26 protein-coding genes and 1 tRNA gene are annotated in these 24,271 nt (G+C 67.2%); 14 read left to right on the top strand and 13 right to left on the bottom strand.

The genetic code is table 11. From position 1 onward, the window contains the following. Positions 1-5: 5 nt before the first annotated feature. From VI08_RS14840 to queC, 11 genes are all read left to right on the top strand, one after another. The gene (locus VI08_RS14840) at positions 6-1,898 is read left to right on the top strand and encodes a potassium transporter Kup (RefSeq protein WP_157006811.1); all 1,893 of its coding nucleotides are present in this window, start codon (positions 6-8) and stop codon (positions 1,896-1,898) included. 127 nt (positions 1,899-2,025) lie between these two features. Continuing rightward, entirely contained in the window at positions 2,026-3,066 is a 1,041-nt protein-coding gene (gene ruvB / locus VI08_RS14835) for a Holliday junction branch migration DNA helicase RuvB (protein ID WP_045830397.1), read from the top strand. Next, positions 3,063-3,467 carry a tol-pal system-associated acyl-CoA thioesterase gene (gene ybgC, locus VI08_RS14830; protein WP_045830381.1) on the top strand — a complete coding sequence of 135 codons (405 nt, stop codon included), beginning with the start codon at positions 3,063-3,065 and terminating at the stop codon, positions 3,465-3,467. The genes ruvB and ybgC overlap by 4 nt, the downstream gene beginning before the upstream one ends. 42 nt (positions 3,468-3,509) lie before the next feature. Next, positions 3,510-4,193, top strand: a complete 684-nt coding sequence (gene tolQ, locus VI08_RS14825) for a protein TolQ (protein WP_045830380.1) — start codon at positions 3,510-3,512, stop codon at positions 4,191-4,193. A 9-nt stretch (positions 4,194-4,202) separates the two neighbouring features. Beyond that, positions 4,203-4,652 carry a protein TolR gene (gene tolR / locus VI08_RS14820; protein ID WP_045830379.1) on the top strand — a complete coding sequence of 150 codons (450 nt, stop codon included), beginning with the start codon at positions 4,203-4,205 and terminating at the stop codon, positions 4,650-4,652. After that, positions 4,639-5,577 (top strand): cell envelope integrity protein TolA, encoded by a 939-nt coding sequence (locus VI08_RS14815; protein ID WP_045830378.1) that lies wholly within the window; start codon positions 4,639-4,641, stop codon positions 5,575-5,577. The genes tolR and VI08_RS14815 overlap by 14 nt, the downstream gene beginning before the upstream one ends. 127 nt (positions 5,578-5,704) lie before the next feature. Beyond that, positions 5,705-7,021, top strand: a complete 1,317-nt coding sequence (tolB, locus tag VI08_RS14810) for a Tol-Pal system beta propeller repeat protein TolB (RefSeq protein WP_045830377.1) — start codon at positions 5,705-5,707, stop codon at positions 7,019-7,021. 252 nt (positions 7,022-7,273) lie between these two features. After that, on the top strand, positions 7,274-7,783 hold the full coding sequence (gene pal / locus VI08_RS14805) for a peptidoglycan-associated lipoprotein Pal (RefSeq protein WP_045830376.1): 510 nt from the start codon (positions 7,274-7,276) through the stop codon (positions 7,781-7,783). Beyond that, the gene (ybgF, locus tag VI08_RS14800; RefSeq protein ID WP_198148961.1) at positions 7,783-8,643 is read left to right on the top strand and encodes a tol-pal system protein YbgF; all 861 of its coding nucleotides are present in this window, start codon (positions 7,783-7,785) and stop codon (positions 8,641-8,643) included. The genes pal and ybgF overlap by 1 nt, the downstream gene beginning before the upstream one ends. A gap of 4 nt (positions 8,644-8,647) precedes the next feature. Beyond that, complete coding sequence (gene queE / locus VI08_RS14795; RefSeq protein WP_045830375.1) at positions 8,648-9,340, top strand: 7-carboxy-7-deazaguanine synthase QueE; 693 nt, start codon at positions 8,648-8,650, stop codon at positions 9,338-9,340. 16 nt (positions 9,341-9,356) lie between these two features. Further along, on the top strand, positions 9,357-10,040 hold the full coding sequence (gene queC / locus VI08_RS14790; protein WP_045830374.1) for a 7-cyano-7-deazaguanine synthase QueC: 684 nt from the start codon (positions 9,357-9,359) through the stop codon (positions 10,038-10,040). A 41-nt stretch (positions 10,041-10,081) separates the two neighbouring features. Here queC and VI08_RS14785 read toward each other — a convergent pair whose 3' ends face one another. From VI08_RS14785 to VI08_RS14735, 11 genes are all read right to left on the bottom strand, one after another. Further along, complete coding sequence (locus VI08_RS14785; RefSeq protein ID WP_045830373.1) at positions 10,082-10,324, bottom strand: hypothetical protein; 243 nt, start codon at positions 10,322-10,324, stop codon at positions 10,082-10,084. Positions 10,325-10,434: 110 nt separating this feature from the next. Further along, positions 10,435-11,379, bottom strand: coding sequence for a lipid II-degrading bacteriocin (locus tag VI08_RS20995; protein ID WP_052697982.1), 945 nt, complete (start codon positions 11,377-11,379; stop codon positions 10,435-10,437). 152 nt (positions 11,380-11,531) lie between these two features. Next, positions 11,532-11,885 carry a hypothetical protein gene (locus VI08_RS14775; RefSeq protein ID WP_052697981.1) on the bottom strand — a complete coding sequence of 118 codons (354 nt, stop codon included), beginning with the start codon at positions 11,883-11,885 and terminating at the stop codon, positions 11,532-11,534. Between the two features lie 225 nt (positions 11,886-12,110). Continuing rightward, positions 12,111-12,186: transfer RNA gene (locus tag VI08_RS14770), tRNA-Lys, on the bottom strand. Between the two features lie 60 nt (positions 12,187-12,246). Beyond that, entirely contained in the window at positions 12,247-13,191 is a 945-nt protein-coding gene (locus VI08_RS14765; RefSeq protein ID WP_045830393.1) for a VTT domain-containing protein, read from the bottom strand. A gap of 82 nt (positions 13,192-13,273) precedes the next feature. After that, the gene (locus VI08_RS20990; protein ID WP_084621541.1) at positions 13,274-14,662 is read right to left on the bottom strand and encodes a sensor histidine kinase; all 1,389 of its coding nucleotides are present in this window, start codon (positions 14,660-14,662) and stop codon (positions 13,274-13,276) included. Between the two features lie 108 nt (positions 14,663-14,770). Then, positions 14,771-15,727 carry a phosphate/phosphite/phosphonate ABC transporter substrate-binding protein gene (gene phnD / locus VI08_RS14755; protein ID WP_232309561.1) on the bottom strand — a complete coding sequence of 319 codons (957 nt, stop codon included), beginning with the start codon at positions 15,725-15,727 and terminating at the stop codon, positions 14,771-14,773. Between the two features lie 174 nt (positions 15,728-15,901). Then, positions 15,902-16,588, bottom strand: a complete 687-nt coding sequence (locus tag VI08_RS14750; protein ID WP_045830372.1) for a LuxR C-terminal-related transcriptional regulator — start codon at positions 16,586-16,588, stop codon at positions 15,902-15,904. 87 nt (positions 16,589-16,675) lie between these two features. Then, a complete protein-coding gene (locus VI08_RS14745; protein WP_045830371.1) occupies positions 16,676-18,583 on the bottom strand; it encodes an ATP-binding response regulator in 1,908 nt (635 codons plus the stop codon). 99 nt (positions 18,584-18,682) lie between these two features. Beyond that, complete coding sequence (locus VI08_RS14740; RefSeq protein ID WP_045830370.1) at positions 18,683-19,240, bottom strand: nucleoside deaminase; 558 nt, start codon at positions 19,238-19,240, stop codon at positions 18,683-18,685. Next, positions 19,240-20,967 carry a glutamine--tRNA ligase/YqeY domain fusion protein gene (locus tag VI08_RS14735; RefSeq protein ID WP_045830369.1) on the bottom strand — a complete coding sequence of 576 codons (1,728 nt, stop codon included), beginning with the start codon at positions 20,965-20,967 and terminating at the stop codon, positions 19,240-19,242. The genes VI08_RS14740 and VI08_RS14735 overlap by 1 nt, the downstream gene beginning before the upstream one ends. Before the next feature lie 101 nt (positions 20,968-21,068). On the opposite strand from VI08_RS14735, the gene VI08_RS14730 reads away from it, so the two are divergent. Continuing rightward, entirely contained in the window at positions 21,069-21,338 is a 270-nt protein-coding gene (locus VI08_RS14730) for a DUF2007 domain-containing protein (RefSeq protein ID WP_045830368.1), read from the top strand. A gap of 26 nt (positions 21,339-21,364) precedes the next feature. Further along, positions 21,365-21,883, top strand: a complete 519-nt coding sequence (locus VI08_RS14725) for an adenine phosphoribosyltransferase (protein ID WP_045830367.1) — start codon at positions 21,365-21,367, stop codon at positions 21,881-21,883. Here the strand turns inward: VI08_RS14725 and VI08_RS14720 are convergent. Together VI08_RS14720 and oxyR are read right to left on the bottom strand one after the other, a co-directional pair. Continuing rightward, positions 21,877-22,488: a hypothetical protein gene (locus VI08_RS14720; RefSeq protein WP_045830366.1), complete on the bottom strand. Its 612-nt coding sequence runs from the start codon at positions 22,486-22,488 to the stop codon at positions 21,877-21,879. The two genes, VI08_RS14725 and VI08_RS14720, sit on opposite strands and share 7 nt — an antisense overlap. Positions 22,489-22,500: 12 nt before the next feature. Further along, entirely contained in the window at positions 22,501-23,463 is a 963-nt protein-coding gene (gene oxyR, locus VI08_RS14715; RefSeq protein WP_045830365.1) for a DNA-binding transcriptional regulator OxyR, read from the bottom strand. Positions 23,464-23,622: 159 nt separating this feature from the next. Here oxyR and VI08_RS14710 point away from each other — a divergent pair, with 159 nt between their 5' ends. Next, a complete protein-coding gene (locus tag VI08_RS14710; protein WP_045830364.1) occupies positions 23,623-24,171 on the top strand; it encodes a peroxiredoxin in 549 nt (182 codons plus the stop codon). Positions 24,172-24,271: the final 100 nt, after the last annotated feature.

Below are 24,271 nucleotides of genomic sequence, written 5' to 3'. Positions count from 1 at the left end.
TGGGCATGTCCCACGCTGAAGAACTGCGCAACGCGCACGGCAAGAAACTCGCGGCACTGGCGCTGGGCGCCATCGGCGTCGTGTTCGGCGACATCGGCACGAGCCCGCTCTACACCATGAAGGAAACCCTGGGCACGCACGGCATGACGCCGCAGCCCGCGGCCGTGCTGGGCGTGCTCTCGCTCATCTTCTGGTCGCTGCTCATGGTGATCTCGCTGAAATACGTCACCTTCGTGATGCGCGCGGACAACAAGGGCGAAGGCGGCATCATGGCGCTCATGGCGCTGGCCCAGCGCAGCGTCAGCGGTTCGCCACGCGCGCGCTGGGTGCTCGCGGCCATCGGCATCTTTGGTGCCTCGCTGTTCTACGGCGATGGCGTCATCACCCCGGCCATGTCGGTGCTCTCGGCGGTGGAGGGCCTGGAAGTGGCCGCGCCCGAGCTCGATACCTACGTGCTGCCCATCTGCCTGGTCATCCTGTTCGTGCTGTTCGCCATCCAGCGCCATGGCACCGATATCGTCGGCAAGGCGTTCGCCCCGGTCATGGTGGTGTGGTTCCTCGTGCTGGCATGGCTGGGCGTCCGCCAGATCGTGCAGCACCCGCAGGTGCTGTGGGCGCTCAACCCGAAGTACGCCGTGTCGTTCTTCATGGAGCACGGCAAGCAGGCGTTCATCGCCCTCGGTGGCGTGGTGCTGGCGCTCACGGGTGGCGAGGCGCTCTACGCCGACATGGGCCACTTCGGCAAGAAGCCCATCCGCTTCGCGTGGTTCTTCTTCGTGCTGCCGGCCCTGCTCATCAACTACTTCGGCCAGGGCGCGCTGCTGCTGCACGACCAGAGCGCCATCGAGAACCCGTTCTACAAGCTGGTGCCGGAAAACCTGCTTTACCCGATGATCGCGCTGTCCACCGCCGCGGCCGTCATCGCGTCGCAGGCGGTCATCTCGGGCGCGTTCTCGATGACCCGCGAGGCCATGTCGCTGGGCTACTCGCCGCGCATGGCGGTGGTGCACACCTCGCGCGAGATGTCGGGCCAGATCTTCGTGCCGTGGATCAACCGCCTGCTGCTGGTGCTGGTGTTCCTCGCCGTGCTGGGCTTCCGTTCCTCCAACAACCTGGGTGCGGCCTACGGCATCGCCGTGACCGGCACCATGACCATGACCACCCTGCTGGCGCTGGTCGTCGCCCGGCGCCGCTGGAACTGGCATTGGTCGGCGGTCATCACCGTGGGCATCATCTTCCTGGTCACCGACCTGTCGTTCTTCGGCGCCAACGCGCTGAAGATCGCCCACGGCGGCTGGTTCCCGCTGGTGCTCGGCGTCGTCATCTTCACCATGATGACCACGTGGCGCCGGGGCAGGGACCTGGTCGTCCGCGAAATCAAGCAGAGCGGCCTGGCGCTGGAGCCCTTCGTGGCCAACATCGCCGACCACCCGCCGCTGATCGTGCCGGGCACTGCGGTGTTCCTCACCGCCAACCAGAACGCCGTGCCGCACGCCATGCTGCACAACCTCAAGCACAACAAGGTGCTGCACGAGCGCAACGTGCTGCTCACCGTCGAGATGCTCGAGACCCCGGTGGCGGATTACGAAGAACGCATGGAAGTCATCGAGTACGGCAACGGCTTCTTCGGCCTGCAGCTGCGCTACGGTTTCGCCGAGGACCCCAACATCCCGCAGTCGCTATCCCGCGCCAGCAGCCGCGGCCTCGATTTCGACATGATGGACACCACGTTCTTCCTCTCGCGCGAAAACATCGTCGCCGACGCCCGCCGCCCCGGCATGGCCCTGTGGCGCGACAAGCTGTTCGCGTTCCTGGCCCGCAACGCGCTACCCGCCACGGCGTTCTTCCAGATCCCGGGCAATCGCCTGATCGAGCTGGGTGCCCAGGTAGAGATCTGACGGGGTAAATCGTGAAGGGTGAAGGGTGAAGCGCAAATCGCGCTTACTTGCCATTCGCAGGCCACGCAGTGGCCGACTGACAGGGCGCGGAGCGCCCGACTGACGGACGCATGCCATAATGCCCGCCATGTCCGAGCACCGCATCATTTCCTCCGCCGCCGCCATGGACGACGAGGCGCTGGAAGCCAGCATCCGCCCCAAGCGCCTTGCCGAGTACCTCGGCCAGCAGGCGGTGCGCGAGCAGATGGCCATCTATATCGAGGCGGCGCGCCGCCGTGGTGGTGCGCTCGACCACGTGTTGATCTTCGGGCCCCCGGGCCTGGGCAAGACCACGCTTTCGCACGTCATCGCCAACGAGCTGGGGGTGAACGTCCGTTCCACCTCGGGCCCGGTGCTCGAGCGCGCCGGCGACCTGGCCGCGCTGCTTACCAACCTCGAGGCCAACGACGTCCTGTTCGTGGACGAGATCCACCGCCTCTCGCCCGTGGTCGAGGAAGTGCTTTACCCGGCGATGGAGGATTTCCAGATCGACATCATGATCGGCGAGGGCCCCGCGGCCCGCTCGATCAAGCTCGACCTGCCCCCATTCACGCTGATTGGCGCCACCACCCGCGCCGGCCTGCTCACGGGCCCGCTGCGCGACCGCTTCGGCATCATCCAGCGCCTGGAGTTCTACAGCGTGGACGAGCTGGCGGCCATCGTGCGCCGCGCGGCGCGCATCTTCGGCATCGAGTGCGAGGTCGAGGGCGCGCTGGAGATCGCGCGCCGGTCCCGCGGCACCCCGCGTATCGCCAACCGCCTGCTGCGCCGCGTGCGCGATTACGCCGACGTGCGTGGCGATGGCCGCATCACCCACGAGGTGGCCCGTGCCGCCACCGACATGCTGAAGGTGGATGCCGAGGGCTTCGACGACCTCGACCGCCGCCTGCTCGGCATCATCATCGAGAACTTCGACGGTGGCCCGGTCGGTGTCGAATCGCTTGCGGCCGCCCTCAGCGAGGATCGCGGCACGCTCGAGGACGTGGTGGAGCCCTACCTCATCCAGCAGGGCTTCCTGGTCCGCACGGCGCGGGGCCGCATGGCCTCGGCCAAGGCCTGGCGGCACCTGGGGCTTACCCCGCCGCCGCGGCAGGCGGCCACGCCCGATCTCTTTTCGGACACCCCATGAGCGTCTTTTCGTGGCCGGTCCGCATTTATTGGGAAGATACCGACGCCGGCGGCGTGGTGTACCACGCCAACTACGTGCGCTTCATGGAGCGGGCCCGCACCGAGTGGCTGCGGGCCCAGGGCATCGACCAGCTGTCCCTGCGCCAGTCTACGGGCCTGGGCTTCGTCGTCCGGGACATGACCCTCGACTTCCTGCGCCCGGCCCGTCTGGATGATGAACTAACGGTGACCCTGGCCGTCAAAGAGCGGCGTTCAGCAAGTATGCTGTTCGGTCAGGAGATCGTGCGCGGGGACACGACGCTGGTGCGCGCCACGGTGCGCGCGGCGTGCGTCGACCTCGACTCGATGCGACCGGCCCAGATCCCCCCAGGTCTGTTCCGCCCCGAATCCCCCCTTACCTAATTCTTTAAAAGCCAACAGATACCTGGCGGAGAGCTGCAAGCGATGAACGGTGGACTCAACATTTTCAAGCTGGTGACGGAAGCCAGCCTGCCCGTGCAGCTCGTCATGCTGCTCCTGCTGGCGTTTTCCTTCATGTCGTGGGTCATCATCTTCCGCAAGTACGGCCAGCTGAAAGAAGCCCACACCAACGCCGAGACCTTCGAGGACCGCTTCTGGTCCGGTGGCGACCTCGCCGCCCTGTTCCGCGAAGTGGGCAACCGCGAGGGCCAGCACGGCATCGAGAACATCTTCGAGGCCGGTTTCCGCGAGTTCGCCCGCCAGCGCCAGCGCCGCGTGGCCGATGGCGACCGCATCATGGAGGGCACCGAGCGCGCCATGCGCGTGGCCGGTACCCGCGAGATCGGCAAGCTCGAGCAGAACCTCGAGTTCCTGGCCAACGTCGGCTCCATCAGCCCTTATATCGGCCTGTTCGGCACCGTGTGGGGCATCATGGGCGCCTTCCAGGGCCTCGGCGAAATGAAGGACGTCACCATTTCGGTCGTGGCCCCGCACATCTCCGAGGCGCTCATCGCCACGGCCATGGGCCTGTTCGCCGCCATCCCGGCCGTGTGGGCCTACAACCGCTTCGCCACCCGCGTCGAGCGCGTCGCGTCGCGCTACGAGGTATTCCAGGAAGAATTCTCCTCGGTGCTGCAGCGCCAGATCCACGCCGACGACGTCGCCTGAGCCGTCGCCATGGCCACCCGCAACGTCTACCGCCGCCACAAGCGGAAGCTGAAATCCGAGATCAACGTCGTGCCGTACATCGACGTCATGCTCGTGCTGCTCATCATCTTCATGGTCACCACGCCCATGATGAACCTCGGCGTCGACATCCAGCTGCCGCAGACCAACGCCAAGTCCTTGAAGGATAAGAAAGACCCCATCGTCGTCTCCGTCGACGAGCAGGGCCAGGTCTACCTCACGGCCAACGGCGCCAAGCGCGAGCAGGTGAGCATCGACGACTTCAAGAGGAAGATCACGGCGTTCCACGACGCCAACCCCGAGCTGCAGGTGCTGCTCGCGGGCGACGACCGCGTGGGCTACGGCAAGGTGTACCAGATCCTCCCGATCCTCCAGGAAGCGGGCATCTCCAAGATTGGCCTCATGAGCCAGCCGCAGTCCGCACAGAATGGAAAACCGTAACGGTACGCCCCGCGCGGTCGTCCTGGCCGCGCTTCTCCACCTGGGCATCGTGGCCTTCCTGGCCATCGCGGTGATCCCCTGCTCGGACTACGAAAAGTGGGCCGACGCCCTCGGCGTGCCCGCGGAATGGAACCCGATGAAGTGCCCGGCGCCCATCCAGCTCCCCGGCGAGGTCATCGAGGCGACGCTCGTGGGCCCCACGGGTGCCCCGCCACCGAAGTCGACCAAGGCAAAGCCGGTGCCGGATACCGTGCCGCCGCCGCCGGTCACGCCGCCACCGACCCCGCCCCAGGAAAAGGTCCCGGTCCCGACCTTGCCGCCGCCGCCCAAGCAGCCTGACCTGAAAGACCAGCAACAGGTCGTGGATGATGCCGTGCAGAAGGCCGAGGACGCCAAGCAGCTGCAGGAAGAAAAGCAGCGCCAGCGCCAGGCCGAACTCGACGCCCAGCAGCAGGAGAAGAAGAAAGAGCAGCAGAAGAAGATCGACGACATCTTCAAGCAGCTCGACGCGGCGTCCCAGAACACGAAGAAGGCCGATTCGGCGAAGAAGCAGGCCGAGCAGCAACTCAAGGATCTGCAGAACGCAAAGGACGACGGCCGTGAAAACCTGCCGTTCGCCGAGAAGCCGCAGACCGGCCAGAACGGCAAGGACGACAGCAAGAAGGCCGCCTATATCGCCGCGATCCAGAACGCGGTGACGCAGAACTGGTTGCGCCCGGAGAATATTGGCAACGGCGCCTGTATCGTCCACGTGGTACAGATCCCGGGCGGCCAGGTGCTGAGCGCCAAGGTCGATTCCAGTTGCCCGTTCGACGGCCCGGGCCGGGCATCGCTGGAAAACGCGGTACTGCGCGCCCAGCCGCTTCCGTACCAGGGCTTCGAGGACGTCTTCGAGCGAAACCTCACCTTCACGTTCAGGCCGTAATGATGTTCCAGCCCCCATGGCCGCCATGCGCCACGGGGGTGGTTCAGATGCGGGTCATTCAGGTTCACCGGGGCCCGCTTACCATGCGGGCGCCACTCCATTTCCACAGGTCGCAATGAATCAGCCCATGCGCAAGACGATCCTTCGCTTCGCCGCCGCCCTCGTGGCGATAGCCGCCCTCGTGGCCGGCCCAGCCGCCGCCCAGTCGCTCAACGTGGAGATCGCCAAGGGCGTGGCCACGGCAACCCCCATCGCAGTGGTGCCGTTCGCCCAGGCCGGCGGGGCCCCGCTGCCCACCGACGTCGCCGACGTCATCCGCGCCGATTTCAACCGCTCGGGCAAGTTCCGGTCGCTGGAAAAGAACGATATCGTCGAGACCCCGTCGCAGGGCTCGGACATCAAGTTCGCCACCTGGCGCCTGCTGAAGCAGGATTACCTCACCATCGGCCGCATCAGCGATGCCGGCGGTGGCATGGTCAAGGTGGAATACGAGCTGTGGGACGTGAACCGCCAGCAGAGCCTGCTGGCCCAGTCGTTCACGGCCCCCACGGGTGACCTGCGTGGCGTGGCCCACCAGATCGCCGACCAGATCTACGAAAAGATCACCGGCGTCCGCGGTGCCTTCTGGACCCGCATCGCCTATGTCACGGCCGTGGGTACGGGCAACAACACCACGTATTCGCTCATCGTGGCCGATTCGGATGGCTTCAACCCGCAGGTGGTGGCCCGCTCCCGCGAGTCGCTGCTCTCGCCGGCCTGGTCGCCGGATGGCAGCAAGCTGGCCTACGTCTCGTTCGAAAGCGGCAATTCGGCCGTGTATGTGCAGAACATCTCCACCGGCTCGCGTAGCCTCGTGGCCTCGCACCCCAAGGGCATCAACTCTGCCCCGGCCTGGTCGCCGGACGGCAGCAAGCTCGCGGTGAGCCTGTCCTACGTGGGTAACCCGGAGATTTTCGTCATCGACGTCGGCAGCCGCACCGAAACCCGGGTGACCAACAACTTCGCGATCGATACGGAACCCACCTTCACCCCGGATGGCCAGAGCATCATTTTCACCTCCGACCGCTCCGGCAAGCCCCAGCTCTACCAGACCTCGGTCTCGGGTGGGAACGCCCAGCGCCTCACGTTCCAGGGCGGCTTCAACGCCAGCGCCTCGGTCAGCTTCGATGGCAAGCAGATTGCGATGGTGCAGGGCAACGGGAACGTGTATCGTATCGCTATCATGGACCGCAGTCTGGGCGGGCAGGTGCGTTTCGTTTCCCCGGGTAACGTGGACGATTCGCCCAGCTTCGCGCCCAACGCCAGCATGCTGCTTTATGCCGCATCGCAGGGTACGCGTGGCGTCCTGTATGCGGTTTCGGCGGACGGCCTTGTGCGCCAGCGTCTCGTCCTTTCGGACGGCGACGTGCGCGAGCCGTCCTGGGGACCGTACCGACAGCGTTGATGGCGCGCCCGTCAGGGCTGCGACATCGACAACGTCCCGGGAGGGCGCGGCTGGTCCGCGCCTTTCCTGCGGGCGAATGAATGAAGGAACTCCCGGCGGTTCGCCCACAAGCGGCTGACGGAGCGAAGGCGTAGGGTGCGGGACAGCGCCCCGTCAACGTGGAAGCAAGTAGAAAAACAGCCGGACAACCGGCGGTGTCTGTCCCGAAACCGTAAAACGACTGTCGGAACTCAACTGTTGAAGGAACGTCCCATGAATAAGACCGTTACCGTCACCCTGGCTGCGCTGCTCTGCGTTGGCGCCGCCGCGTGCTCGAAGAAGAACACCAAGCCGGCTCCCATGCCGGAACAGCAGCCGGTCGCCCAGACCCAGGCCCCGATGAACGATGGCAAGTACAAGCCGGAAGACCTCGACACCGACGCGTGCCTGCGTCAGCGCGTCGTGTACTTCGACTTCGACAAGAACGACGTGAAGCCGGAATTCCAGCAGATCATCGCTTGCCACGCCAAGTACCTGCAGGATCGTCCGCAGTCGGCCATGACCCTCGAGGGTAACACCGACGAGCGCGGCACCCGCGAGTACAACCTGGGCCTCGGCGAGCGCCGTGGCAATGCCGTCTCCAGCGCCCTCCAGGCCGCTGGCGGTTCGGCTGGCCAGGTCAACGTCACCTCGTACGGCAAGGAAAAGCCGACGTGCAAAGAGCACAACGAAGACTGCTGGGCCAAGAACCGTCGCGTTGAGATCGTCTACACCGCGAAGTAATGAAGAAGTCTCTGGCTAACAGCTACATGGCCAGGCTTGGCGTGGCGGGCGCAATCGCGTCCGCCACGCTTTTTGCGTTTACGGCCAGCGCCCAGGATCGCCTCAGCCTCGCCGACCGCGTCGCGCGGCTCGAGCAGCAGAACCAGGCCAACTCCGGCACCACGCAACTGGTGAACCAGGTCAACGACCTGCAGCAGCAGGTGGCCCAGCTCCAGGGCCAGATCGAAGAGCTGCAGCACCAGAACCAGCAACTCCAGGATTCCCAGAAGGCACAGTACGCAGATGTCGATTCGCGCCTGGGCCGTCTCGAAAAGGGTGGCGCGCCCGCCGGGCAGCCCACCGCGGCCGCCGGCGGCGGCCAGCCCCCGGCGCCTGCCGCCGCGAACACCCCGGCGCCCCCGCAGCAGGCCGCCGCGGGCCCCGCGCCCGCCGGCACGGCCGCCGGTGGTGGCAACCCGGGCGCCGCGTCCCCGGCCGAGCAGGCCGCGTACGATGCCGCCTTCAAGTCACTGCGCGGCGGCGACTACGTCACGGCCAGCCGTGGCTTCCGCGACTTCCTCGTGAAGTACCCGGATAGCGCGCTGGCGCCCAACGCCTATTACTGGCTGGGCGAGTCGTACTACGTCACCATGAACTACCAGGTGGCCATCGAGGCCTTCCAGCGGCTGGTCAAGAATTTCCCGCAGAGCGACAAGGTCTCCGACGGCCTGCTCAAGGTGGGTTACTGCCAGATCGAACTGAAGCAGCAGGACGCGGCCATCGCCACCCTGAAGCAGGTTTCCGCCAAGTATCCCGGCACGAAGGCCGCTGGCCTCGCACAGGAACGCCTGCGCCGCCTGCAGCGCCAGACGGCCAACTAAGCGTATGAACGGCAACACCGCAACGCCGGCGGATGTTTCGCCGGCCGCCCCCGTCCGGGAACGCCTGCGGATCACCGAGATCTTCCACTCCGTGCAGGGCGAGGCCGATGCCATCGGCTGGCCCACGGTGTTCGTGCGCCTCACCGGCTGCCCGCTGCGCTGCGTGTGGTGCGATACCGAATATTCCTTCCACGGTGGCCAGTGGCACGACATCGACGCCATCGTGGCCGAGGTGGCCAGCCACGGCGCGAAGCACGTCTGCGTCACGGGCGGCGAGCCCCTGTCGCAGAAGCGCTGCCATATCCTGCTGCGCAAGCTGTGCGATGCCGGCCACGAGGTCTCGCTGGAAACCTCCGGCGCGCTCGATGTCTCGCAGGTCGATCCGCGCGTCCGCAAGGTCATGGACCTGAAGGCGCCGGATTCGGGCGAAAGCGCCCGCAACCTCTGGAGCAACCTCGACCACCTGCTGCCGCATGACCAGGTGAAGTTCGTGATCGCCAGCCGCGGCGATTTCGAATGGTCGCGCGATGTCGTGCGCGAGCACGGCCTGGCCGAAAAATCGATGGTGCTGTTCTCCCCGGTGTGGGGCAAGGTCGAGCCGCGCGCGCTCGCCGAATGGATCCTCGCCGAACGCCTGCCGGTGCGCTTCCAGCTGCAGCTGCACAAGCTGCTGTGGAACGACGCCCAGGGCCACTGATACCCAAGGTACCCGCATGAACGCTCCGAACCCCACCCCCAAGGCCGTCATCCTCGTTTCGGGCGGCATGGATTCCGCCGTGACGATCGCCATGGCGCGCGAACAGGGCTTCGAGGTCTATGCGCTCAGCGTGGCCTATGGCCAGCGCCACAGCTCCGAACTGGAGGCCTCCGAGCGCGTCTCGAAGCTGCTGGGCGCCGTGGCGCACAAGACCGTGCACGTTGACCTGCGCAGCATCGGCGGCTCGGCCCTCACCGCCGATATCGACGTGCCGGAGGATGGCGGCGAAGGCATCCCCGTCACCTACGTGCCCGCGCGCAACACGATCATGCTGTCGATCGCGCTGGGTTGGGCCGAAGTGCTCGGCTCGAACGACATCTTCTGCGGCGTCAACGCCGTGGACTACTCCGGCTACCCCGATTGCCGCCCGGCCTTCATCGAGGCCTTTGAAACGCTGGCAAATGTAGCGACGAAGGCCGGCGTGGAAGGCGCGGGCATCCGCATCCACGCGCCGCTGATGAAGATGGGCAAGGGCGATATCGTGACCGAAGGCGTGCGCCTGGGCGTGGATTTCGCGGAGACGGTCAGCTGCTACCAGGCCGACGCGCAAGGCCGCGCCTGCGGCCACTGCGATGCCTGCCGCCTGCGCGCGGAGGGCTTCGCCAAGGCAGGCGTGCCGGACGTTACGCGCTACGTCTGAGGTCGCGGGGCGGCTGCCAGCCCGGTGCGCTGGCAACCCTTTCAATGCTTGATCGAAGAACTCGGCGGGACAGGCACGCCGGTCAATTCCGTGTAACCCTCGCAATCCACCAGCGCGTTGTAGTCGCGGGTGCCCTCAACACGGAAGGGGAATGTCCAGAGCCCGCTTGCCTTGCCAAGCGACACGGGCCCGATGGCGATGACGTCATCGGCGGTCAGTGCGCCCGGGTTTTTGGTGCCGAACTCGTTCTTTCGTCGAAGATGGTTGAGGACGTGCTGCCTCACGTCCGCAGGTGTCCACGCCCTGCATTCCGCCGTAACCGGCGGGGTCGGGTGGCATCCACCGAGAAGCCATGCCAACACGACGATGGTGGCACGCGCGAGCACATGGACCTTCACCACCGCACCCCCGAGCCCTCGACAGCCTGCTCGCCGACGAATTCGATATCGTAATCTTTGTACCCGAGTGTGTTCCCGATTCCTGCGAGAAAGCTCGTAAGGGCCTCCTGTGCAAAAGGACGATTGCCAGCGCCTGCGTCGTAGGTGTCAGGCGCGAGCGTAAAACTGCCGTTGAACTGATAGCTATGGTCCGCTCGGATCTCCAGTTTGCCGGTTACCCATCCCTTGACACGCCCGATCAATCCAGCGGCCCAGACGTCCTGAATTCCGTGATCAAACGTGTTGTGCTCGAATGGGCCCGAAATCTCGTAGAGGCCGGGGCCATTCAGCGCATTCTGAAGAATGTCTTGCACCGGTTCGAAGTCGCGCGGAACGAGGTGCAGCCCCAGCGAAGCAATGCGGACGCGGCGCGACTTTCCGCCACCCGCAACCCAATAGTAGATGCCCGCAATGGACATCAAGGGCGTGCCCCAGAAGTCGAATGCAGGGTTCTTGATTTCAACTGGTGCGTTGCCAGCGCGTGTAACGTAAAGACCCGCAAGATGGGTGATGGCCAAGCGCCCGTTCGGAGCGAGTAGGCCGGCCTCGTTGGCGGCGATAGGCCGGTTGTACCCTTCCCCGAGGACAACCTGGAGGTTGTTCCAGATGAAGAGTTGGCCGAGTGCGAAGTGGCCGTCTCGTGCGCTGAGTCCTTCGAAGAAAGCGGTGAGGGTGCCGAGCGGATCACCGCGCAGTGCCGCCTCGAAGACCTTCTCGCCGTTGGTCATCGCACATTTTCCGTAGAACTCGTGGTTCATGGGCGGCAGCCCGGCCATGCTGGGAGGCATGATCGGCCCAGGTTGGACTCGGGTGCCGTTGTACGCCGCGTTGTTTCCAAGCCCGTAGAAAGGATCACTGGTGTAGCCGAAGACCGGCACAGGAGCGAGTGGGGTGACCGACATGGCGCATCTCCTTGGTTCGTGAACGAAGGTGAGATGCTAGGTTTTGCGTAGTGGCGCCAGAAGCGGCGAAGGACTACACGCCCTGACGGTGCAATGCAGCGCGCTGTGTAGTCCTTCGATGACGTGCCGGATGTGACCCGGTACGCCTGACGTTAAAGGCCGGCGGACTGCAGCCCCGCGAACAACTGCCCGCGGCTAAGCCAGCCGAGTAGGCCGACGAGCGCGCAGACGGCACCACTGAGCACCCACGAACGCGTCGCGCCGTGCCGCGAGCGATCTTCGAGCGTGGCCAACGTGGCCGTCATCTGATCCATCCGCGTTTCGACGCGATCAAGCCGCGCCTCCACCTGTACGAAGCGCTTATCGACTTGCTCGAAGCGCTTATCGACCTGCTCGAAGCGATCATCGACACGCGCGGAGAGCGCCTGCAACTCGCTTCGGGTCGCGACTTTTTCCAGGACGGTGTTGAGTTCACTCAACCGGTAAAACGACTCACGTGCCTGCATGACGGCCTCCTTTCGTGCACGGTGAAGGGAGACCAGCGTACTCGGAATGCCAGTGCAGGTTTGTGAGAATGTCGCCCGATGGCATGACGTGAATGCCGACACGTCGTGTAGGCGAACCGGAAGTCGCGCGAATATCCATGGCCTGGAAAAGGCGACGCCACCGGCTAGGCGGTGGCGTGCGACCCGGCCGGGAACGGCACGGGGAATGGCTGGCCTTGGGCAAAATGGTGGGTCGTGACGGATTCGAACCGTCGACCTACGGATTAAAAGTCCGCTGCTCTACCGACTGAGCTAACGACCCATGCGCAAGTAGCCGACTAGTTTAGTGCCCCCGCCGGGGTGGCACAACCCAAGGCAAGGCTCAGGTGGCCAGCACGATGGCCTCGACGTCGCGGCCCGCGTCGCGCCATGCCGTGATACCGCCCGTGAGCGGGCGTACGTTGGCGAAGCCCAGCTTGGTCAGGCGCTCGGCCACCTTGGCGGCCGATACTTCGTTTGGGCATGAGCAATAGATCACCACCGCGGTGTTGCGGGGCAGGGTGGCCAGGTCGGCGCTGGCGCTGGCCAGGTCGAACAGCCGCGAGCCGGGGATGACGAAGGGGTCGTCGCGGCGATTGGACAGGCTGCGGACGTCGACGATGAGCGCACCGGGGTCGCTGGCCAGCAGCACGGCCAGCTCGTCGACCGAAATGCGACTTTTGCGCAGGCGCGCGATGAGCAGAGCGCGGCGCAGGTAGCGGAACGCCACCCACAGCGCCAGGCCGATGACGGCAAGGGTCGCCAGCCCGAACCCAAACTCCTTCAGCACCGCGAGCACGGCGTCGATCTGCCGGTAGAACAGCATGCCGGCCGAGAGCCCGACGACGATCCAAAGCGCCGCGCCGGCCAGGTCGTAGAGGGTGAAGCGGCTGAAGCGTGTATCGCCTGCGCCGGCGATGGGGATGGCCACCAGGGAAAGACCCGGGATGAACCGCGACACCAGCAGCAGCTTCACGCCCCGTTTCTCGAAGAAGCCGCTGGCGCGGCGCACGCAGGTATCGGGCGACAGGGAGATGCGGCAGAGGCTGTCGAGCACGCGGTAGCCGAAGCGGCGGCCGGTGAGGAACCATGCCGTATCGCCCGCGAAGGCGCCGGCCAGGGCGGCGATGAACGTGGCGAGGATGAGCATCGGGTCGCGGGCCGCCACCAGCGTGCTACCCACCACGATCAACGTGGGCATGGCGGGGACGGGCAGGCCGATCGCGCCGGCGAACACGCCGAGGAACGCCACCACGGGCGCGGTGTCCGACCAGTTGACGCTCGCCACGACCTTGCCTCCGACGGCTGCTGCCCAGTGCCGCAAGCGTACGCCGACGGCCGTGCCGCGCACAGGGGCGCGGTCGGCGTTTTTACAGCGCGGCGTGGTGGCTGAGCAGGTCGGCGACGCGGTGCGCACCGCCCACGGCGGCGCCTTCCAGCTCGACCCAGAACAACGTGCCGCGGCCCGGGCTGGAGCGCACGCCGATGGTGCCGCCCAGCAGGTCGGTGATGCGTCGCGCCACGGCCAGCCCAAGCCCGTAGCCGGGGTGGCCCGGCAGCCGGGTGAACTCGTCGAAGAGCCGCTCCTGCTGCCGTGGTTCCAGGCCCATGCCGTTGTCGCGCACCTCGATGCGCACGGCATCGCCGCGGCGGCGCATGGCCACCAGCACGCGGCCGTGGGGCGTGCTGATGACCGCGTTGGATACCAGCCGGTGGATCAGCTCGGCAAGCAGGTTGGGGTCGCCGCGCAAGGGCAGGCGGCCACCGCGCCAGCGGATATCGACGCTGAGCCGCTCGGCGTCGTTGGCGATCGCGTCGCGCTCGCGGATGAAGAGGTCGGCCGCCACCAGCTCATGGCTCGACGGCTCGATGGCACCCGCATCGAACCTGGCCAGGTCGAGCAGCCCCTCGAGCAGTTCATTGAGCCGCGTGACGTTCGTGCGCATCTGGCCCTGCACCGCACGCTGGCGCAGGTCGTCACCCGGCTGCATGCCGCCGACGAAAAGCGACAAGGCCTGCAGCGGCTGGCGGAAATGGTCGCCCACCTGTTCGATGAAGCGCGTCTGCCGCGCCATTTCCTGCATGCGCTGGCGGAACGCTTCGCCCAGCGCGGCGTCGTGGCGCGCGCGCAGCTCGCGCAGTTCGCCGAGCAGCCGGCCAACGGCCAGCTCCAGCGACTCGCCATCACCCAGGCCGCGATCGTTCCGGGCCCGGAGTTCTTCGTCGATCCGCGCCTTCACCGCCTCGACCGAATCGACCAGCTCACGCTCCATCACGCGTTTGCAGGCCAGGTACACGGCGACGATGCCCACGCCCAGCAGCATCATCATCAGCAATGCGGCAAGGCGCCGCTCGCGCAAGGCCGAGGTGTCGGTGATGGTTTCCAGTTCACCTAGCGGCGTGGCCACGCGTACGTGCACCTGGTGGCCCGCGCGCAGCGGGCGGCCACTGTCGATGACGAGGTCGGTGCCCTCGTTGCGGTGGAGGATGGCCAGCGCGGTTGGCGAGCTGCGCGACAGGGTACGCGCCAGCGCGTCCCGCGTCGCATCGTCCCCGTTGGTCGCCGTGATGGCACCCGCCAGGCGCACGGCCTGGATCCGCGCGATGCTGCGCGTCTCCTGCGTGATGCCACGCAGCAGCATCACGCCCATGGTGGCCGTGAGCGCGAGGGCGACGGCCACCAACGGCAGCAGGCCCTTGCGGACCCGCCGCTCACTGGTCGGCGGCAACCGGCCAAGCGGTGGGGATGACGCTTTCATGCAGCGGCCTTGGGCGTAGTCTCATGACGAATCTATGAAACGGCCGCGCGCTACGCGATAGACAAGGGGAGCTAAGACAAGCGGCCTATGCCTTCTGGCTAGTGCGGGCTATTTCCCGCGCAATCGGCCGACCAGTGCGTCGTGGTCGGCCTCGATCTTCTTGAAGCGCGCCTCGCGGGCGCTCTCGCTGACCCACTGCGCCGTCGTGGCGCGGCGCTTTTCAAGCGTGTATTCGATGTCGGAAAAGGGGATGAGGCACGCGTTGGTCGCTGGCGCGAAGCCGCTGATATCGTGGATGAGCTTGAGGTTGGCCTCCTCCCGGGCGCCATCCTTGCCCTTGCCGTAGCCCGTGATGAACGCGGCCACTTTCTCCCGCAGCGCCAGCGGCAGGTCGTTGCGGATGACGATCACCGCATGCGGTATCAGGGCCGATTTCCACAGCACGCGCAGGCGCGCGAACTGCTCGGGGAAGTGCTGCTGGAAGCGCTCGAGGTCGGCGCTGTTGTTGGTCGCCACGTCCACCTCGCCGTTGGCCACGGCCAGGGCGTTGTTCTGGTGGTTGTCGACATGCACCTTGGCGAAGAACGTATCGGAGTCGACGCCGCGCGCCGCGAACAGCTGCGTCTCCGGCACGAGGTAGCCCGAGACCGACAGCGCCTCGCCCCGGGCGAAGCGCCACTGGCCCGGCCGGGCGAACAACTGGTCGAGGTTGGTGATCCGCGAATCGGCCGCCACCAGCAGCACGGCGTAATAGCCGCGCGAGCCATCGCCACGGGTGAGCTGCCCGATCACCTGCATGTTCTGGCCCACGACGGCGTCCAGCGCCAGACGGCCGGAAAGGAAGGCGATATCCACCCGTTGTTCGCTGATGGCCTGCGCGATGCCTTCGTACGTGGTGACGGAAACCGCGCGCACGGGGCGGTCGAGCGCCTTGTGCAGGTCGTCGAGCATGGGCCGCCAGGCCTCGAGCGATTCGGCGGGGCCGCCGATGGGCAGGATGCCAAAGGTGAGGGGCGCATTGGGGTCGATGTCGGTGCCACCGGCACCGGCATGGGGGGAAACCACCAGGAATATCAGGAAGAGTGCCGGGGCCAGCCAGCCCCCGTGACGCACCCGTGCCGTGCCAGCCCTGCCTGCCCGCATGCGACAGCCTCGCGTGGTGTGACGTGTCGTCCCCCGGCGCTCCCTGCCGCCCCGGCACCAGCGTACGCCGGCACCAGGACAAAACCGTGTCGCGTGTCAGTCCCCGAGATGCTGCGCGGCCACGAGGGCCTCGAGGCGGTTGCGCACGTGCAGTGCGCGGAAAATGGCGGCCAGGTGGATCTTGACCGTGCCTTCGCTGATGCCCAGTTCGCGCGCGATCAACTTGTTGGGCCGGCCCTTCGCCAGCAGTTTCAACACGTCGATCTGCCGGTCGGTGAGCACCGTGGCCAGGCGTTCCTTCGTGGTGAGCCCGTCGCCGCCGACCGTGGCGAACGCCGGCGTCACGGGCGCGGTCGAGGCGGCCTTCATGGCCTCCGGCGGCACGTAGATGCCGCCGCCCACGACGAGGCGCACCGCGTTCAGGATGACATCGGGTGGCGACGATTTCGGGATATAGCCCTGGACGCCAAGATCGAGCACATGGCGGATGGCCGATGGATCCTCCGTGCCGGAAAGCACCACCACCGGGCGTGCCGGCGATGCGCCATCATCGGAGGGGTCGCGCAAGGTCGCCACGGCCTCCTTGATGTGCTCGACGCCATCGGCGCCGGGCATGGCCATGTCGATGAGGGCGACATCCGGGAGCGGTGTCTTTGCCAGGAGGCTGCGCAACTGCGCCACCGTTTCTGCCTCGACGAATTCGACCGAATCGCCAAGCTCGCGAAGCTTCAGCTTCACGCCCTCGATGATCAGCCGATGATCGTCCGCGATCAAAACTCGCATGCCACTCCTCCGCTCGCACTGCCACGAGCATCCCCGTTCCAACGACCATAGCCCTCCCGGCACCCGGCGGCAAGCAGGCCATTTGCCTCAGACGGCTGCATGATGGACAGACCACGCGGAAACCATTACATCGTGGAGCCGTTCGGGGGATACCGGCTTGTACAAGACCTTCGTGGTGGTATCCACGCTGGCCAGGAAATCGCCCCGGGTCTCGCCCGTGATCAGCACCCGGGCGAAGGGCGGCGGGTCGCCGGGACGGCGCCGGTAATAGCGATCGAGCAGGGCCAGCACGTCCAGCCCGGTGCCCTCGCGCAGCCGCAGGTCGGAAATGACCAGGTCGGGCGGCTGCATCCACATGTGCACCGCCTCCATGGCCTGCTGTGCGTCTTCGGCGGTCATCACCTCGCACCCCCAGCTGCCCAGCAGGAAGCTGATGCCGGCCAGGATGCTGGGCTCGTCGTCGATCACCAGCACGCGCATGCCCGCCACGTCGCGCGGGACGCCCGGCTCGGGCGCGGCCACGGGGGGCGCCTCGGGCAGCGGGTTGGGCAGCACCTCGGGCAGGGTGAGGGAGAAGACGCTGCCCCGACCGGGCTTCGACGTGACGGTGGCCCGCGTACCCAGTAGGCCCGCCAGGCGCTGCACGGTGGACAGGCCCAGGCCCAGGCCGCGGCGCGTGCCCTCGGGGCGGCCGGCCTCGGGCCCGCTTTCCACCCGGTAGAACTCGTCGAAGATGTGGTCGACATGCTCCTTTGGGATGCCCAGGCCGGTATCCCACACGTCGATGCGCACCTGGCCATCCTCGCGGCGGCGGGCGCCGACGAGCACGCCGCCGCAGCGGGTGTAGCGCAGGGCGTTGCTCACCAGGTTGTTGAGGATGCGGGCCAGCATCGTGCGGTCGGTGTTCACCCACAGGTCGGTGGTGCGGACCACCAGGCGCAGGTCGTGCTGCTCGGCCACCATGCGGAAGTTGACGCTTACTTCTTCGAATACCTCGTCCAGCGAAAGGTCGCGGGGCGCGGCCTTCATGGCGCCGGTATCGAGGCGGGAGAGGTCGAGCAGCTCGCTGAACAGGTGGTCGAGCGACTCGACGCACTCCTGGATGTGCGCGATGCGGTTCAGGCGCACCGGGTCGAACTCGTCCACGGCCAGGCCGGACGAGAACAGCGTGAGCGCGTAGAGCGGCTGGCGCAGGTCGTGCGAGGCGGCGGCGAGGAACCGCGCCTTGGCCACGCTGGCGGCCTCCAGCGCCGCGTTCTTGCGGGCCAGCTCGTCGGTGGCGGTGGCGATCTCGCGCTCCATGCCGATCTGGGCGTGCAGCAGCTTCGAGGCGGCGCCATTGAAGCCGCGCTGCAGGTCGCCGATCTCGGTGTCGTCGGTGACCGGCACCACCACCGTGCGGTCGCCCAGGCCGAGCTGGCGCACGGCGATGGCGAGGTTGCGCAGCGGGGCGCTCATCCATCGCGCGGCCGACCAGCCGATCATCACGGCGATAAGCAGGCTGAGGGTGAGCCAGACCAGGGCGTTGTGGACGCTGGCGCGCTGGGCGGCCACGGCATCCTCCACGCTGACATCGACCGTGACGGCACCGACGACGCGCTGGGTCACCGGGTCGAGCACGTCGCGCGAGACGGTGAGGCTGTCGTCGTCCTCCACCGAGCCGTTCACGCGGTCGGCCAGGATCTCGCCATCGCGGTCGGCGATGCGGACGCGGGAGACCTGCGGCAGCTGCACGATGGATTGGGCGATGCGGCCCAGCTCGCGGCGCTGCTCGCTGCGCAGGGCATCGCCGGAGACCGTGGCGGCCTGCTGCGCGATGGCGTCCGCCGTGGAACGGCCCATCTCGTGGAGCGTATCCATCTGGTGGCGGGTGAGCAGGGTGACGAGCAGGACGGCGCTGATGGCCGTCGGGGCAAGGGCGACGCAGGTCAGGCGCTGCACCAGCGAGGTGCGACGCCATACCTTTTCAAGCCACGAAGCCGAACCGTCGCGCATGCCATCCCCCGGGCGCCTTACCCCCCCTGGGCCGGCGCGAGGCCTAAGCCTAGCGCAGTTACCGGGCGGGCGTGCCACCGCGCCCGGTGGCCTTGCGGCCTAGTACGCGGCGCCGATCTCGCCGTAGTGGCGCAGCACGGCCCGGGCCTCGTCGCGCAGGATATCGGTACGCACCGCGATGCCGCGGCGGGTGAGCTCGCCCACCCAGTCGGCAGGGAGGGGGCCTTCGTCGAAGGTGGTGAGTTCTTCCACGTCCGCCGCGCGGGCGCCGATGAGCAGCGTATCGATGCCGGCCCACACGGTGGCGCCGAAGCACTGGCAGCAGGGCTGCGAGCTGGTGGCCAGGGTGACGTGGCCGCCGCCCTCGTTGAGGCGGAAACGCTGCGTGCGCTGCTGCGCGAGCATGTAGGCCATCATCTCGGCGTGCGCCACGGAGCAGCTCTGCGGCACCACGCGGTTGACGCCGACGCTGATGATGCGGTCATTGCCATCGAACACCGCGGCGCCGAAGGGCCCGCCCGAGACCGCCTCGACGTTGCGCGCCGAGAGATCGATGGCGAGCTGCACCTTCGCCGCGTCGCCCTCGTACGCCTTGCCCGTGTCGACGTGCTCATGCACCCACGCGGGCAGGGTGAGGTGCACCTGGGCGTAAAGCATCACGCCTGCTTCGCCCACGAATCGCGCAGCGTCACCACGCGGTTGAACACCGGTGCGGCGTGCGTGTGGTCGTGCATGTCGGCGACGAAGAAACCCAGGCGCTCGAACTGCACCCGGTCTTCGCGTTCCAGCCCGGCGGCGGCCGGCTCCACGTAGCCGTGCACCACGCGGCGCGAGCCCGGGTTGAGGTGGTCCTTGTAGGTCTTGCCGTCGCTGTCGTCGTCCGGGTCGTTGACGTCGAAGAGGCGATCGTACAGGCGCACCACGGCCGGCACGGCATCGCGCGCGCTCACCCAGTGGATGGTGCCCTTCACCTTGCGATCGGAACCCGGCATGCCGGTGCGCGACTCGAGGTCGAGGGTGCAGCGCAGCTCGACGACCTCGCCCGCGGCATCCTTGACCAGTTCGTCGCAGCGGACGATGCCGACGCCGCGCAGGCGCACTTCGCCGTCCGGCTTCAGCCGGTGGAAGCCCTTCGGCGGTACCTCGGCGAAATCCTCGCGCTCGATCCATAGCGAGGGCGAGAACGGCACGCTGCGCGAGCCGAAGGTGTCGTCCTTTGGGTGGTTCGCGAACGTGAGCGTCTCGGCGTGGTCGGCCGGCAGGTTGGTGATGGTGAGCTTGAGCGGATCGATGACGGCGAGCCGGCGCGGGGCCTTCGCATCCAGGTCTTCGCGGATGCAGCCCTCGAGCACGCCCATGTCGATGGTGCTGTTCTGCTTGCTGACGCCGATGCGCTCCCAGAACAGGCGGATGCCCGCGGGCGTGAAGCCGCGGCGGCGCATGCCGGCGATGGTGGGCATGCGCGGGTCGTCCCAGCCATCGACCAGGTTCTCGGAGACCAGCGTGATGAGCTTGCGCTTGCTCATCACCGTGTAGTTGATGTTGCCGCGCGAGAATTCGATCTGGCGGGGCTTGCTCGGCGTGGTGGGCAGGCCCGCGGCGACGAGCGACTGCCACAGCGCCGGGTCGTTGGCGAGGTCGACCTTGTCGACGCACCAGTCGTACAGCGGGCGGTGGTCCTCGAACTCGAGCGTGCACAGCGAATGCGTGATGCCTTCCACCGCATCGGAGAGCGAATGCGCGAAGTCGTACATCGGGTAGATGGGCCAGGCATCGCCGGTGTTCTGGTGGTGCACCTTGCGCACGCGGTAAAGCGCCGGGTCGCGCAGGTTGATGTTGCCCGAGGCCATGTCGAGCTTCGCGCGCAGGGTCTTGCTGCCGTCGGCGAACTCGCCGGCGCGCATGCGCTGGAACAGGTCGAGGTTTTCTTCCACCGTGCGCTCGCGGTAGGGCGAGTTGCGGCCCGGCTCGGTCAGCGTGCCGCGGTACTCGCGCACCTCGTCGGCCGAGAGGTCGTCCACGTAGGCCAGGCCGCCGCGGATGAGCTTGAGCGCGGCCTGGTAGAACACCTCGAAGTAATCGGAGGCGTGGCGCAGCTCGGCCCACTCGAAGCCCAGCCATTTCACGTCGCGCTGGATGGCCTCGACGTATTCCACGTCTTCCTTCGACGGGTTGGTGTCGTCGAAGCGCAGGTTGCACGTGCCGGCGAACTCGCCGGCCAGCCCGAAGTTCAGGCAGATGGACTTGGCGTGGCCCAGGTGCAGGTAGCCATTCGGCTCCGGCGGGAAGCGCGTGTGGATGACGCTGTGCTTGCCGGCGGCCAGGTCGTCGCGGACGATCTGGCGGATGAAGTGCTGCTGCAGGAGGGGTGTTTCGGTCGACATCGTGGGGTGGCCCTGGCGTGGGTGCGGCGCAAACCGCCAAGTTTACCTTTCCCGCGCGGCCGATGCTTGCCGCGGGGCCGTGGGCCGGGTAGCTTGCCCGCATGCGGATCGTCTACCACGCGCAGAACCTCATCGACGCCCACCTGGTGCGTGATGCGCTCGCGCAGGCGGAGATCCCCGCGTTCATTTCCGGCGAGTACCTCACCGGTGCCATGGGTGAGCTGCCCGTCATGGGCCTCGTCGCCGTCATGGTGCCCGAGGCCGCGCGCGATACCGCCGAGGCCATCGTCCGCGACGTGGACGCGCGCCTGGCCGAGGCCCGCGCGGCCGCCGCCGAGGACGGCTTCGACCCCGGCATCCTGCCGGCCTGAGCCGGCACACCCCACAGGACCCCCCCATGCAGGCCATTTTCGACCTTGTCCGCGATGTGCCGGATTTCCCGCGCCCGGGCATCATGTTCAAGGACATCACGCCGTTGCTGGCCGATCCGGCCGCCTTCGCCGAATGCATCGACGCGCTGTGCGCCCCGTGGCGCGAGCAGGGCATCGGCGCCGTGTGCGGCATCGAATCGCGCGGCTTCATCTTCGGCGCGGCCATGGCCCAGGCGCTCAGCGCCGGCTTCGTGCCCCTGCGCAAGGCCGGCAAGCTGCCGCCGCCGGTGGTGGGCATGGATTACGGCCTGGAATACGGGCTCGACCGGCTCGAGATCGGCACCAACGCGCTGGCGCCGGGCGAGCGCGTCATCATCGTCGATGACGTGCTGGCCACGGGCGGTACCCTCGATGCCGCGCGCCGCCTGGTCGAGCGCCTGGGCGCCGAGGTGGTGGGCGCCAGCGTGGCCATCGAGCTGCCGGGCCTCAACGGGCGCGCGCGCTGGGGTGGCACCGCGCCGTTGCACGCCCTCGCCAGTTACTGAGCGGGGCGCGGGCGTTCCTCGGCCAGGCTCTCTACCAGCACGATCTCGCAGCCACCCGCGCCGGTGTCCTCGCGCGTCAGCGAGGTATCCCAGTGCCAGCCATCGTCGCGCTTGATGTCGACGAGGAAGCCCTCGAAGTGGATGACCTCGCCCGGGCGCACGTCGCGCAGCTGCCGGGCGGCGGAATCGTTCGCGGGGATCATGTGCATGTTGGCGCTGCTGTCCTCGATCTCGTGGCGCGGGATCGGGAAGTTATCGGTGTACCAGAAGTAAAACCGGTTCGACTGCGAGATGCGGATCTTGTCCAGCACCGCCGAATCCGACATCCGGCCCCAGCCCATGGCGAGGTCGGTGGGCGCGATGGGCGCCAGGTCGTCCAGCTGGTAATCCTCGCGCGAGAGCACGCGGCCGGTCATGGCGAACCTGGCCCGGGGCTCCAGCTTGAAATGGCCGCGCGACAGCTCCGTGCCGCGGCTCAGGTCTTCCTGGTCGGGCACGTCGCCCGCGACGATGCCCGGCGCGTTATGCACCGGCCGGTGGCGGTACCAGTGGTAGCCGCCCCAGCTGCAGAGCACGACCAGCAGGGCGACAAGCCAGGGACGCATCAGTGGGAACCGTCAGGGAATCGAGTGGGCAACGGCTGACGGGCCGGACGGTTGACCGGTGGCGCACCCCTGGGCGTTGAAAAGCTCACCGGGCACGCCGCGCACCACCTCGGCCAGCGCCTCGAAGAACGGGGTCATGGCCGAGCTCTTGCGCCACAACATGGCGATGCGGCGGCTGGGTGCCGGCTCCTCGAACTCGATGAGCTGCACGTTGGTCGACTGCGCCACGGGCGGCTTCACCGCCAGCGTGGGTAGCAGGGTGATGCCCACGTTGGCCGAGACCATCTGGCGCAGCGTTTCCAGGCTGGTGGCGCGGAACCCCGATTTCTCGCCGGCGCCGGCGAGGTGGCACACCTCCAGCGCCTGGTCGCGCAGGCAGTGGCCATCCTCCAGCAGCAGCAGGTTCTGCTCGGCCAGGTCGTCCATGCGCAGCCGGCCATGCCGGGTGGCCAGCTCGTGGCCGCTTGGCACGGCCAGCACGAAGGGCTCCTCGAACAGGAACTCGGTGTGCAGCGAATCGTCGTGCACGGGCAGGGCGAGGATGCCGGCATCCAGCGTGCCCTCGCGCAGCATGTGCAGCACCTGCTCGGTCTTCTCCTCGCGCAGCAGCAGCTCCAGCCGGGGGAAGCGGTCGCGCAGGCGGGGGATGACATGCGGCAGCAGGTAGGGCCCCAGGGTGGGGAAGATGCCGAGCCGGATGGTGCCCGATTCCGGGTCGCGGGTGCGCTGCGCGATGGCCTTGATCTCGTCCACCTGCGACAGCACCCCGCGCGCGCGGCGGGCGATCTCGCGGCCGGTTTCGGTCAGCAGCACCTTGCGGGGGGTTCGCTCCACCAGGGCCACGCCCAGCTCGTCCTCGAGCTTGCGGATCTGGGTGGACAGCGTGGGCTGGCTGACGAAGCTGGCCTCGGCGGCACGGCCGAAGTGACGGTGCTCGGCCAGGGCCACCAGGTAAGAAAGGTCTCGAAGGTTCATCTGCACGATCCCGAGAGGCGTTGCGATAGCCACAGTCTATCACATTGATGCCTACAATCGATTTGAGATATATGTCCGGCTTCGTTAACCTCTCTCTATCGCTCGCTTCCCCAGGCGGGCAACCCCTTTACACCCACCCTCACTCTGGAGAGTCGAATCATGCTGACCATTGGCGATAAGTTCCCCGAATTCAACCTGCTGGCCGTCGACGGTGGCCCGCTGGCCAACAAGATCGAAGACGCCTTCACCACGATCTCCGACAAGTCGTACGAGGGTAAGTGGAAGCTCGTGTTCTTCTACCCGAAGGATTTCACCTTCGTCTGCCCGACCGAGATCAAGGGCTTCAGCGACCTCAACGAGCAGTTCGCCGACCGTGACTGCCAGATCCTGGCCGCCTCGACCGACAGCGAATTCGTCCACCGCGCCTGGCGCATGGACCACGCCGACCTGAAGGACCTCAAGTTCCCGATGCTGGCGGACATCAAGAAGGAGCTCACCTCGGCCCTCGGCATCCTCACCAACGACGGCGTCGCCCAGCGCGCTACCTTCCTGGTCGATCCGAACGGCGAAATCCAGTTCGCCTACGTCACCGCCGGTTCGGTCGGCCGTAACCCGGACGAAGTGCTGCGCGTCCTCGACGCCCTGCAGACCGACGAGCTGTGCGCCTGCAACTGGAAGGCCGGCGAAGAGACCCTGAAGGTCGCCTAAGGCACTTTGAGCAGTCAAAGTCCCGCGCCGCATAGCTCCCTCCCCCGCGCGGCGCGGGCAATCTGTAGGAGCGCACCCTGTGCGCGACATCTTTTGCGGT

Source organism: Luteibacter yeojuensis, from assembly GCF_000964085.1.
GTDB classification, from domain to species: Bacteria; Pseudomonadota; Gammaproteobacteria; order Xanthomonadales; family Rhodanobacteraceae; genus Luteibacter; species Luteibacter yeojuensis_A.
Note: the sequence above shows the minus strand (reverse complement) of the source record. Positions and strands in the feature narration are given on the sequence as shown.